A 12,092-nucleotide genomic window follows, 5' to 3' on the forward strand; every position below is an offset into this window, starting at 1 on the left:
ATGAGTTGCGAGGCGTCCATGCTCCGCTTGCTGGGCCCTGGTGTCCGTCTGTGTGATGGCTGGAGCCGCCGAGAGATCCTCCGGATCGGTGGTCTGGGGATTCTTGGCTCGGGTCTGAGCCTTGCGGACTTGGCCGGTGCCGAGGTTCCCTCGACGGTTCCCGGGTTGGTTGACTCCTCGTTCGGCCGGGCGAAGTCGTGCATTCTCCTCTTCCTGATGGGAGGGCCTCCCCAGCACTCGACCTGGGACCCCAAACCGGATGCACCGGCCGAGGTCCGAGGTGAATTCGGTCCGATCGCCACGAACGTTCCGGGGCTCTCCCTCAGCGAGCTGATGCCACGGATGGCCAGGGTGGCCGACAAGCTCTGCATCCTCCGCGCGGTCTCCACCCGGGACAATGCCCACTCTTCCAGCGGCTATTACATGCTCACGGGTCGGCCTCATCAGCCGATGAATTTCGAGAACGCCAACCCAGGGCCTCCGAACGACGCGCCCAGCCTCGGCGCGATGCTCGGCCGGCTCCGGTCGGATCGAGGCGACCTCCCTCCGACGATCACCCTGCCTGGCCGGATCGTCAATACCGACGGGAGCGTCTGGCCAGGGCAGGACGCGGGGTTCTTGGGGCGTGCTCAGGACCCTTGGCTCTTGAATGCGCGACTGAGCTCCGCCGGGTATCGGATCCAAGAAATCGACCTGCCCGCCGATCTCGATCTGGAGCGGCTGGGGCGTCGCAAGGAGCTCTTCGACCGGTTGCAACATCGGTTCGATGCGCTGGCGGAGGATCCGGTCGCCAAGCGGTTGGACGAACGGTCGATCCGGGCCTTCGACCTGCTCCACTCTCCGCGCGCCCGTCAGGCGTTTCGACTCGACCTCGAGCCGGAGTCGAACCACGAGCAGTATGGCAAGACGCCGTTTGGTCAAGGAGTCCTACTCGCTCGGAGACTCGTCGAGCGGGGAGTCCGGCTGGTTCAGGTCAACTGGTACCGGGGACCGGACGAACCCCCCGCGAACCCTTGTTGGGATAGCCACTCGAACGAAGCTGCCCGACTGAGAGATGTGCTGGTACCTCCCACGGATCGGGCCCTGGGCGCGCTCTTGACCGATCTGGAAGGTCGAGGTTTGCTCGACGAAACCCTGGTCGTTTGCATGGCGGAGTTCGGTCGAAGCCCAAGGCTGGACGGCAACGGTGGTCGAGGTCACTGGGGTTCGGTCTTCTCGGTGGCGCTGGCGGGGGGCGGCGTGCGCGGCGGCCAGGTGTTCGGATCGTCCGACCGCCTCGGCGCCTATCCTCGCGAGGGGAAAGTCGGTCCCGAAGATTTGGCCGCGACCATCCTCCACTGCCTGGGACACACGCCGCAAACGGAGTTCCGCGATACCCTCGGACGGCCCTACCCGCTGAGCCGAGGCGAGGTGATTCGCGACATCCTCTAGAGGAAAGAGGTCCCTCCGAGCGTGCTCGTAGCGAGCGGGTCGGTGACCCCCGATGCGATCGTATCCTGAATCGGGGAGTCGACTTCGAGCAATCCTCGGAGCGAGTTGGAAAACAGGAGGAAACCCGAAGGGCAAGGATCGAGGGTTTGCCGCCTACTTCCTCTATCGGAGCAGGTCACACTCCGAGATCCGGGGGCCGGCGCGTCGATGTTGATGCCAGGTGGAGCCGGCTCTCCGCGCAATCAAGAATTCACCAAAAGGAAATTCTTCGATGCAACGAGGTTGGCTTTCCTGGGGCCTTGGATCGAAGATCACGGTTCTCGCAATCATTGTGGTTCTCATCGCCCTCTTCGCTCCGTCATCCCCCGATTTCAGCGGGATCCGCCGGAAGACCGATCCTTATGAGAAGTTCCGGTCGGTGCCGGTTCGTCGAGTCAACTGGCTGACGACCTCGATCACGGCGGCGGGACGCGCGGCGAGCATGAATAATTCGGAGATTCGTTGCACGCTGCAACGACTGGCAAGCCCAGGCGCCGGCGGCTCCGTCTCCTCGAGTGGGTCGTCGACGATTCTGAGCGTGATCCCTGATGGGTCAGTGGTCAAGAAGGGGGATCTGCTTTGCGAGCTTGACTCCGCGGACTATCAAGAACTCGTCCGCCGGCAATTGATCGGCGTGAGAAAAGCGGAAGCTGAAACGCTTGAGGCGCAACTCAACCTCGAGATTGCCGAGATCAACCTCCAGTCGTATCTGGAGGGGAGTGTCCGGCAAGCTGAGCAGGAATTCGAGGGACAGGTCGCCTTGAATACCTCGGGCCTCGCTCGCCAGGAAGATCGCCTGGCCTGGGCCAAGCGGATGCTGACCAAAGGCTACGTCTCGTTGAGCGTGGTCTCGGGTGAGGAAGAGACGCTGCTTCGCTTGAAGTTTGCCCTCGATCAGATTCAGATGTCTTACGATAACTATCGACGGTACAGTCTCCCGCGCGACCGACGCTCGCTCCAGAGTCAAGTCGAGGGGGCGCGGGCCAATCTGAGTTTCCAGTCGACCCGATTGAAGCTCGAGCAGGATCGACTCGCCTTATTCGAGGACCAGGTGCAGCGCTGCATGATGCGCGCACCTAACGACGGCTTCGTCATTTATGCGAACGAGCCGGGCGAGCCACAACGGATCTGGGAAGGCGCTTCGATTCGCCAACGCCAGCGCATGTTTTATCTACCGGATCTCGATCGCATGGAGGTTCAGGCGATGGTTCATGAGACCGTCGTTGACCGAGTCGATGTCGGTATGCCCGCACGGGTCCGCTTCGAGGCGCTCCCGGGCCGATCCGCCGAGGGAATCGTGACCTCGGTCGCTCGCTTGCCGTTGTTCGACCAGAACTCGGGGGCGGGGGACGTCAAGTATTACATCGCTCTGGTGCGTCTCGAGACCATCCCGAGTGGCCTGCGTCCCGGGATGTCGGCCGAGATCGAGATCATCACGTCAAAAATTCCCGAGGTGTTGGTGCTTCCTCCCGTCGCGATCACGGTCGAGAAAGGCCAGGAGGTCTGTTACGTGATCGGCGATGGTGGAATCGAGCGCCGCGAGGTTAAAGTCGGTCAGAGGAATGCGGTTTACACCCAAGTCCTTGAAGGGCTCGAGGAGGGGGAAAAGATCGTGCTCGAACCTTCCGATGTCGCGGCGGCTGCCCTCTAAACACGCAGGTGAGAGTGGGTCTTGTAGGGTGGGAACGGCCGTCATACTTTTCGAGGCGGCTTGGCATGCGTGGGTGCCCGGCCAATATAGGGGGCGAAACCTGGTGGGCCGTGCCCAGCCTACAAAAGACGCCTATGTGAGAGTATGTTGTAGGGTTGGCACGGCCCACCATGCTTTTCCAGGCGGATTGGCGTGCGTGGGTGCCCGTCTCTCGCGATGGGGCGGAACCAGGTGGGCCGTGGCGGCCCTACAGATGTCTGAGCAGGCGGCTTGCGAATTTAATCGCGACGAGGGATGATCCAGCACGAGTCGTGATGGGCCATCCCGATCCGCGGATAATAGTCGCGAGCCTTTGGCGCGGCCAGCAGGATGAGTGTCGTTTTGAGACCGGCCGCTTCATGGGTCAGCCGGATTAATTCCCGGCCAATCCCTTGCCTCTGGTAGGTTTCGTCGACGGCGAGATCAGAAAGATATGTGCAGAAATGATAGTCGGTGAGAGCCCTCGACACGCCAACCAAGAGGCCATTGTGGCGTGCGGTGATGATGAGATCCGCGTGGGCAAGCATGCCTTGAATGGTTTCGAGATCGTCCACGGGCCGACGTTCCGCCAAGGTGGAACGCGTCAGGAGATCGATGAACTCGGCCGGTTCGAGCTCGGTCTCTGTTTGGTAGGTCAAATCCATCGGTCGACTCCGATCCCAGTGCCGAGCATTGAGTAACGCGTAATCTCAGGGGTCGCGGGCATCCCACCATTGGTCCCGAAGGAAGGACATCCCAGATCCGGTTGAGTTCAGGCGCGGATTTGCATTTTTTCAGGATAAGAGCGGATCCGCAGGGTCGCAAGGTTGTCCCTTCACAGGATGGTTTCGCCACGATCCCGGTCTGGTGGGATCCAGCCCTCGCGAGCACGCGGACGAGGGGACTTCGGCCAGGGAGACCAGGGCGTAAATCAGGTGAGTGCGGGAGGGGGTGCCGGGCCTACGAGGCTGAGTGGACAAGCCGGCGGCGGCTGTCCATAATTATCGGGCGGGCGAGCGATTCAGCCTCGGGGAACATTCAATGACGAAGCACACGATCAAGGATTATCTGACCGGTCGCGTGCCGGTGGGGTTGCAGGTGACTCTCGAGGGCTGGATCCGCACTCGACGCGACTCCAAGGCCGGTTTCTCGTTTCTCCAGATTCACGATGGCTCCTGTTTCGATCCCATCCAGGCGGTGGCGCCGGCGACTCTGGAGAATTATCAATCGGAAATCCTTCACCTGACGACGCACTGCGCGGTTCGCGTGGTCGGAACTCTGATCGAGTCGCAGGGAAAAGGACAGCGCTTCGAGGTCCAGGCCGATCGGGTCGAAGTGATCGGGATGGTGGAGAACCCGGACAGTTATCCGGTCTCCGCCAAGCGGCACTCGTTTGAGCACTTGCGAACCGTGGCGCATTTGCGCCCTCGAACCAACACCTTCGGGGCGGTCGCGCGGGTTCGGGACTGCCTTTCGTCGGCCGTCCATCGGTTCTTCCACGAACACGGCTTTCTCTGGGTGCATACCCCGATCATCACGACGAGCGATGCCGAAGGGGCGGGGGCGATGTTCCGAGTCTCGACCCTCGACCTGGCGAATCCGCCGCGCGATGAACAGGGCGACGTGGATTTCTCCGCCGACTTCTTCGGCAAGGCCGCCAGTTTGACCGTTTCGGGACAGTTGAATGTCGAGGCCTACTGCCTGGCCCTCAGCCGGGTCTACACGTTCGGCCCCACCTTCCGCGCAGAGAACTCGAACACGACGCGGCACCTCGCCGAATTCTGGATGATCGAACCGGAGCTCGCCTTCGCGGACCTCTCCGACGACGCGGACCTGGCTGAAGAGTTCTTGAAGTTTCTCTTCCGCACCGTGCTCGATCAGTGCCCTGACGATATGGCCTTCTTCGCCCAGCACGTTGATAAGGACTGCATCACCCGACTCGAGAAGTTCGTCGCCGCGAGCTTCGAGCGGATGGAGTACACCGACGCGATCAAGGCGCTCGAGAAGGCCCAGGCTCACGGCGAGAAGTTCGAGTTCCCCGTCAAGTGGGGGATCGACCTCCAGTCCGAGCACGAACGCTACCTCACGGAGTCGCTCGTGGGCCGGCCCGTGGTCCTGATGAACTACCCTAAGGACATTAAAGCCTTTTATATGCGGATGAACGATGACGGCCGGACGGTGGCCGCCATGGACGTCTTGGCCCCCGGGATCGGTGAAATCATCGGTGGTTCCCAGCGCGAAGAACGTCTCGACGTTCTCGACTCTCGGCTGGACGAACTTGGGCTCTCCAAGGAGCACTACGCCTGGTATCGCGACCTCCGGCGATATGGCACCGTCCCCCATGCCGGTTTTGGACTCGGCTTCGAGCGAACGATCATTTACGCCACCGGAATGGCCAATATTCGTGACGTGATCCCCTACCCCCGCACCCCGGGGAACGCCGAGTTCTGATCGAGCTGCAATAGATTGCTCCGCGCAGGCGGTGGGCTGTCCTAATAGGAATTGACCACGGGCGCGACCCCTTCGCTCATCTGCCGGGCCATCGTGTGCGCGTGGTAATGCATGGCGCACTTGATGACGTAGATCCAGAGCACTTCCGGATCGCGGCGGACTTTGAGAAGCCTCCAGACTCGTCGCAGATATTCGCGGCGAAGTGCGGGCTCGGGCACGACGATCGCGATTCGGGTCAGCAACCCGATGGCCTGCAACAAGAGGAGGCCCTTGGCCTGAACCCAGCGCAACGGATGGCGATCCCAGTACCGGTTCGCCCCTCGGCTGTAGCGGAGTCGACCCTTGAGATAAAGGTCCTCCAACCGGTTGAAGTAGGCCTCGGCTTCGTTCAACTCGCTCAAGACACGGAGATACCCGTCGCGTAACTCGATGCGATCGAGTTGCAGGGGAATGACGTTCGTGCCGAACTCAGGTTCGTCGGCCAGGTCGAGCCGGCCCTCCGCCGCGAGCCGGTCGTAGAGTGGAGTCTTCGGAATGGCGAAGAGCATCCCGGCCATGACCTGAATGATCCGGGCCTCGGCGATGAACTTCAACTGGGTGTCGAAGATGGTCGCGTCGTCGTGGTCGAAGCCCATGATCATGCCGCACCAGACCTCGATCCCGGCATCCTGGATGCGGTGAACCTTTTCGACCAGCGTCCCCCCTGCCCTCACGTTCTGAAACTTTTTCGTCTCGCGAAGCGCGGCTTCATTAGGACTCTCAATACCAATGAAAACACTCACAATGTTGGCTTCGTCCATCAGGCCGAGTAATTCCGGATCATCGGCCAGGTCAATCGAGGCCTCGGTGAAGAACGTCATCAGGTAGCCGTGCCGTTCCTGCCAGACGATCACCTCGCGAAGGACTTCCTTGATGGCTTTTTTGTTGCCGATGAGGTTGTCATCGACAATGAATGCCATGTGAATCCCTTGCTCGCGGAGGGCATTCAGTTCGGCGATGACCTGCTTGGTCGTCTTGATCCTCGGCCTGCGTCCGAAGGTGACAATGATGTCGCAGAATTCGCACTGAAACGGGCAGCCTCGCGAGAATTGAAGGCTGCCAAAGGCATAGTGGCGCATCTTCAGGAGGTCGAATCGCGGGGTGGGGACCCTCGTCATGTCGGTCTTGTCGGCCTGTTCATAACGGGCTCGGTGCTCCCCTCGTTGCCAGTCGAGCAGGAACTGGGGCCAGGTTTGTTCGGCTTCGCCCACGAACCGGACATCCGCGAGTGCCTCGAAGTCCGCTTCCTGCACCGTGGCCCAGGGGCCTCCCACGACGACGAATGTGCCCCGTCGTTTCAGTTCCGTGAGGATCTCCCGCATTCGCCGCCGCTGGACGATCATGCCGGTGACACCGACGATGTCAGCCTGGGCGCAACGCTCGAAGTCGATCGCTTCGACGTTCTCATCGATCAAGGTGATTGTGTGCTCAGTAGGGGTGAGCGCGGCCAGGAGCGGGAGACAGGCGACCGGCATGTTGGCCTTTTTGCCGATCAACGGGAGGGCATGTTCCAGACCCCAGTAGGAGACGTTGAACCGAGGGCTGATCAAGACGATGTCGGCCATGGTCCGGGTAAGCTCCGGGGCAGGCGGAGCCCGACGCAACACCCTTGGATGCCGAAATCGCTTCGACGACGAGGGCGTCGGGCGGACCGCCGAGCTTGGCCAACCTCTCAAGGAGCGAGGACCGCGAGCTTTACCGTCGATCCAATCCCGATCATAGCGGTGCCGTACCGGCGTCGCAATCCGAGGGCATTGATCGACTCGATCGGCGTCGGACCGCGTTTCTCGGCGAGCGTAAGCTCCCTGCCTTCGAATCGCCTTCCAACCGACAGGGAGCCCACAGTCGTCGGTCGCCTGAACGAAAATCGAAGTCGCGGCAACCTCATGGACCCGGTTTTGGAGGACCAAGGGCTTGGACTGAAGCCAAGATCTTGCTTAGATACCCTGTGAAAAGTCCTGCCTCGATCCCACCCTGCTGGAGTTCCACCCATGGCGCGTTGCCGCCCCGCGATGCCTCTTTTGCTCAGCTCGATGCTTTGTTTGGCTGTTCAGATCGCCAATGCCCAGGAAGAACCTGCGAAACCACTCCGAGCGGGCATTATCGGGCTTGATACCTCCCATGCCATCGCTTTCACGAAACTCCTGAACGGGTCGGATTCCCTGGGCGTTCGCGTGGTTGCGGCCTATCCCGGCGGGAGCGCGGATATTCCCTCGAGCCATGACCGTGTGGAGGGCTACACCAAGCAGCTTCGCGACGAATTCAAAGTGGAGATCGTCGACTCAATCCCCGAACTGCTGAAAAAGGTCGACGTGGTCTTCCTCGAGAGCGTGGACGGCCGCCCTCACCTCGAGCAGGTTCGCCCCGTCTTTCAGGCGCGCAAGCCCGTCTTCATCGACAAGCCGGCCGCCGGCTCGCTCACCGATGCGGTGAAGATTTTCGAGCTGGCAGGCGAGTCGGGAACCCCTTGTTTTTCCAGCTCGTCGCTTCGCTACTCACCGGAAGTCGTCGCGATCAAGAAGAATCCGAAGGTCGGCGCGATCCGCGGCTGTGACGCGTTCAGCCCGTGCGAGCTCGAGAAGCATCACCCCGACCTCTTCTGGTACGGGATCCACGGCGTTGAGACCCTCTTCACGCTGATGGGAACCGGGTGCAAGTCTGTGACCCGAGTCCAGTCCGACGACGCCGAATTCGTCACGGGCACCTGGACTGACGGGCGGATCGGCACGTTCCGGGGGCTGCGGGGTCCCGGGGGCTACGGCGCCATGGTGTTCGGCACCAAGGGGTACGCCCCGTGCGTGGGGACCGGTGCGTATGACCTGTTGCTCAAAGAGGTCTGCACGTTCTTCAAGACCGGAAAGCCACCCGTCAGCGCGGACGAAACCCTGGAAATCCTCGCCTTCATGGAAGCGGCCGACGAGAGCAAGCGCCAGGGGGGCAAGCCGGTTGCGCTGGAGACCGTCCTCGCCAAGGCTCGTGCCGAAGCCGCCCAGGGATCGAAGGCGAACAACGCCAAGTAACTCAATCTCAGCCACAATGTCGATCGGGCTTGAACGCCTCCGCGCTCAAGCCCGATCGGTTTGCTTGGTCGATCCTGTCTGCATCACTTCCACGATGAGCCGAAGCGGGCGCCGTTCGATCGCGTGTTCGCTCGGTCGAGTTCGTCCCGCGCCGGTCGGTTCGTCGCCCAACGCTCTGAGTCCAGTCGGTTGTCGCGACATGGCCGGCAGTGGGGGTGAATGGACGCGAAACGCATTGGTCGAAGGAGAAACACTTCCGTTTTCCGACGGGAACGTCGAACTCGTATGGCAACCCGGCCAGTCCTTTGTGTTAACAAATCGATTTTTTCATAAATGTGTTTTTGTGTGTCTGTCGGCCGATGGGGATGGTTTTCGACAAATGCGATTCCGCTGTCGGGTTTCGGCTCGCCATTGATGATCCGTGAGCTCATGGCCCGAGTGGTACAAAATCAGGGCCGCGGATTGACTCAACCACCGTCACTCGCGACCTCCGGGCGGAGTAAACCTGACTCGAACCCGCGGATTGCCTTGCTGTTCACGTCAGATTAAGATCCACAAGCGGATTGCTTGAAAGTTAAGTTCGGTCCGGCAGTCGTCTCCGGTTGGGTTGTCATCGGGTCATCGTCTCTCGCCCGTGTCGGCGAGAGGCAAGGTGAGCGGTGGCAACCCGAAGGGAGATGACTCGTCTGACTCACACTCGTCTCTGTTGGACTCGCCGGAATCACCGAGCGAAGGAGAGTAATGCCATGGGAGTGGATTCGGGAGCGGTCATCAAGACGCTGAACAAGACCTGCGTCAACTCCCTTCAGGCGGCCGCCGGGCTCTGCCTGTCACGCACGAACTATAGCGTCGAGATCGAGCACTGGTTACTGAAACTCACCGAGGTACACGATAGCGACTTGACCCGGATCTTCCGCCACTTCGAGGTCAACCCGGCGCATCTTCAGCGCGACCTGACCAAGGCACTCGATCGATTGAAGACCGGCAACGCACGAACGCCAACTCTGGCTCCCGCCATCGATGAGTTGATTCGCTCGGCCTGGGTGCTCGCTTCGCTCCAGTACCAGGCACGGCAAGTTCGCTCCGGCTTCCTCCTGCTCGCCTTGCTCGAGGATGAACAACTGGGCCGGCTCGCCCGTGACGCTTCGACGGAGTTCGCCAAGATCAAGGTGGAAGTCCTGGCGAGCGGCATGGCGAGCTTGATCGCCGGCTCGGCCGAGGATGAATCGCCGGCGGCCGCGCGCGAGGCCGCCGGGCAAGCCGCACCCGCTAGTGGCGTACCGACTCAGACCCCTGCGCTCGATCAGTACACGATCAACCTGACCGCACGGGCGCGGGCCGGGCAGATCGATCCGGTCCTCGGCCGCGAGGCCGAAGTCCGCCAGATGGTCGATATCCTAATTCGCAGACGCCAGAATAACCCGATCCTGACCGGCGAGGCGGGCGTTGGCAAAACGGCCGTCGTCGAGGGACTCGCGGTGCGGATCGCGGCGGGCGACGTGCCCGAACCGCTGCGTAAGGTGGTTCTCAGAACCTTGGATCTCGGCCTGCTCCAGGCAGGGGCCGGGGTCAAGGGTGAGTTCGAGAATCGGCTCAAGCAAGTGATCGCCGAGGTGAAAGGGTCACCTGTGCCGATCGTGCTCTTCATCGACGAAGCCCACACGATGATTGGCGCGGGGGGACAGGCCGGCCAGGGCGATGCGGCCAACCTGCTCAAGCCGGCCCTGGCCCGTGGCGAGCTCCGTACGATCGCGGCGACCACCTGGGCGGAGTACAAGAAATACTTCGAGAAGGATGCGGCCCTGGCCCGACGATTCCAGGTGATCCGCGTCGAGGAGCCGAGCGAGGAAAAAGCGATCGTCATGATGCGTGGCATTACCGCCATGCTTGAAGCTCACCACGGCGTTCGGATCCTCGACGAGGCCGTGGAGGGCTCGGTCCGGCTCTCGGCACGCTATATCCCCGGCCGGCAGCTTCCCGACAAGTCGGTGAGCCTGCTCGATACCGCTTGCGCCCGCGTGGCGATCAGCCAGTCCGCGATCCCGTCGGCCGTCGAGGATTGCCGGCGCCAGATCGACAACCTCAAGGTCGAAATCGAAATCCTCGAACGCGAGAGCCTGACCGGTGCCCCCCACGTTGAGCGACTCGCCGAGGCCAACGACGAACTCGTCAAGGCTGAGGCCCGCCTCGTCGAGCTCGAGCAACGGTGGGAGTCGGAGCGGAAGCTCGTCCAGGAAATCCGTGGGCTTGCCGACCAGATCGAGAAGGCGCACGCCGCCAAGAACGGCAAGGCCGGCGGACCGCCGACCGAGCCAACGGCCCCGCCGGAGTCGCTGTCGACCGATCTCGCCAGTCGGAACCTGGAATTGAAAGCCCTCCAGGGCGACTCACCGTTGATGCAGGTGAACGTCGACTCCCAGACGATCGCCGCCGTGATCGCCGGCTGGACCGGGATCCCGGTGGGCAAGATGCTGGCCAATGAGATCAGGACGGTCTTGAACCTCAAGACGAAGCTCGAAGAACGCGTGATCGGCCAGGCCCAGGCACTCGAGGCCGTCAGTCAGCGAATCCGGACCTCCCGGGCCAACCTGACCGACCCCCGGCGGCCGATCGGAGTCTTCCTGTTGGTCGGACCCAGCGGCGTGGGCAAGACCGAGACCGCGATCTCGCTGGCCGACTCGCTCTATGGCGGCGAGCGCAATCTCGTCACCATCAATATGTCGGAGTATCAGGAAGCCCACACCGTTTCAGGGCTGAAAGGCTCGCCTCCCGGCTACGTCGGCTACGGCGAAGGCGGCGTTCTTACCGAAGCGGTCCGGCGCAAGCCCTACTGCGTGGTCCTGCTCGACGAGGTTGAGAAGGCCCACCCCGACGTCATGGAGCTCTTCTTCCAGGTCTTTGACAAGGGCACGCTGGAGGACGGCGAAGGACGCGTGATCGACTTCAAGAACACGGTCATCCTCCTGACGTCGAATGTCGGTACGGATACGACCATGGCGCTCTGTGCCGACGAAGATACCACGCCCGAAGCCGCCGGCTTGGTCGAGGCGCTCCGCCCCGAGCTCCTCAAGGTCTTCCCCCCGGCGTTGCTCGGGCGCCTGGTCGTCGTCCCCTATTATCCGATCTCTGACGATGTGATGAAGCAGATCGTTCGGCTCCAGCTCGACCGAATCGTCAAGCGGGTCCGGGAGAACCACAAAGCGGCGCTGACCTACAGTGACGAAATCGTCGCCAACATTGCCAGCCGCTGCAAGGAAGTCCAGAGCGGCGCACGCAACGTCGACCAGATCCTGACTCGCAGTCTCTTGCCGGAGCTTTCCCAGGAGTTCCTGACTCGCATGGCCGCGGGCGACGTCCTCTCCACCGTTCAGGTGGACGTCGACGAACAAGGGAACTTCCGCTACCAATTCTCCTGAGCGACCAAGCAATCGCAATACGGCGGG

Annotated in this window: 7 protein-coding genes; 5 read left to right on the forward strand and 2 right to left on the reverse strand. The window is 61.9% G+C overall.

What is annotated here, in order from left to right; all coding sequences use genetic code 11:
• The first annotated feature begins 18 nt into the window (after positions 1-18).
• Both BUS42_RS33325 and BUS42_RS33330 read left to right on the forward strand, forming a co-directional pair.
• A complete protein-coding gene (locus tag BUS42_RS33325) occupies positions 19-1,431 on the forward strand; it encodes a DUF1501 domain-containing protein (RefSeq protein WP_074314333.1) in 1,413 nt (470 codons plus the stop codon).
• A gap of 271 nt (positions 1,432-1,702) precedes the next feature.
• Entirely contained in the window at positions 1,703-3,121 is a 1,419-nt protein-coding gene (locus BUS42_RS33330) for an efflux RND transporter periplasmic adaptor subunit (protein ID WP_074314335.1), read from the forward strand.
• Positions 3,122-3,399: 278 nt separating this feature from the next.
• On the opposite strand, the gene BUS42_RS33335 is transcribed toward BUS42_RS33330, so the two are convergent.
• Positions 3,400-3,804 carry a GNAT family N-acetyltransferase gene (locus tag BUS42_RS33335; protein WP_074314337.1) on the reverse strand — a complete coding sequence of 135 codons (405 nt, stop codon included), beginning with the start codon at positions 3,802-3,804 and terminating at the stop codon, positions 3,400-3,402.
• A gap of 376 nt (positions 3,805-4,180) precedes the next feature.
• Here BUS42_RS33335 and asnS point away from each other — a divergent pair, with 376 nt between their 5' ends.
• The gene (gene asnS, locus BUS42_RS33340) at positions 4,181-5,590 is read left to right on the forward strand and encodes an asparagine--tRNA ligase (protein WP_074315625.1); all 1,410 of its coding nucleotides are present in this window, start codon (positions 4,181-4,183) and stop codon (positions 5,588-5,590) included.
• A 41-nt stretch (positions 5,591-5,631) separates the two neighbouring features.
• Here asnS and BUS42_RS33345 read toward each other — a convergent pair whose 3' ends face one another.
• Positions 5,632-7,194, reverse strand: coding sequence for a B12-binding domain-containing radical SAM protein (locus tag BUS42_RS33345; protein WP_074314339.1), 1,563 nt, complete (start codon positions 7,192-7,194; stop codon positions 5,632-5,634).
• Between the two features lie 426 nt (positions 7,195-7,620).
• Between BUS42_RS33345 and BUS42_RS33350 the strand changes: the two genes are divergently transcribed.
• A complete protein-coding gene (locus BUS42_RS33350; protein ID WP_083670939.1) occupies positions 7,621-8,649 on the forward strand; it encodes a Gfo/Idh/MocA family protein in 1,029 nt (342 codons plus the stop codon).
• Between the two features lie 746 nt (positions 8,650-9,395).
• Positions 9,396-12,065 carry a type VI secretion system ATPase TssH gene (gene tssH, locus BUS42_RS33355; protein ID WP_074314341.1) on the forward strand — a complete coding sequence of 890 codons (2,670 nt, stop codon included), beginning with the start codon at positions 9,396-9,398 and terminating at the stop codon, positions 12,063-12,065.
• Positions 12,066-12,092 lie beyond the last annotated feature (27 nt).

Origin of the sequence: Singulisphaera sp. GP187 (genome assembly GCF_900129635.1) — a bacterium.
GTDB lineage: Bacteria > Planctomycetota > Planctomycetia > Isosphaerales > Isosphaeraceae > Singulisphaera.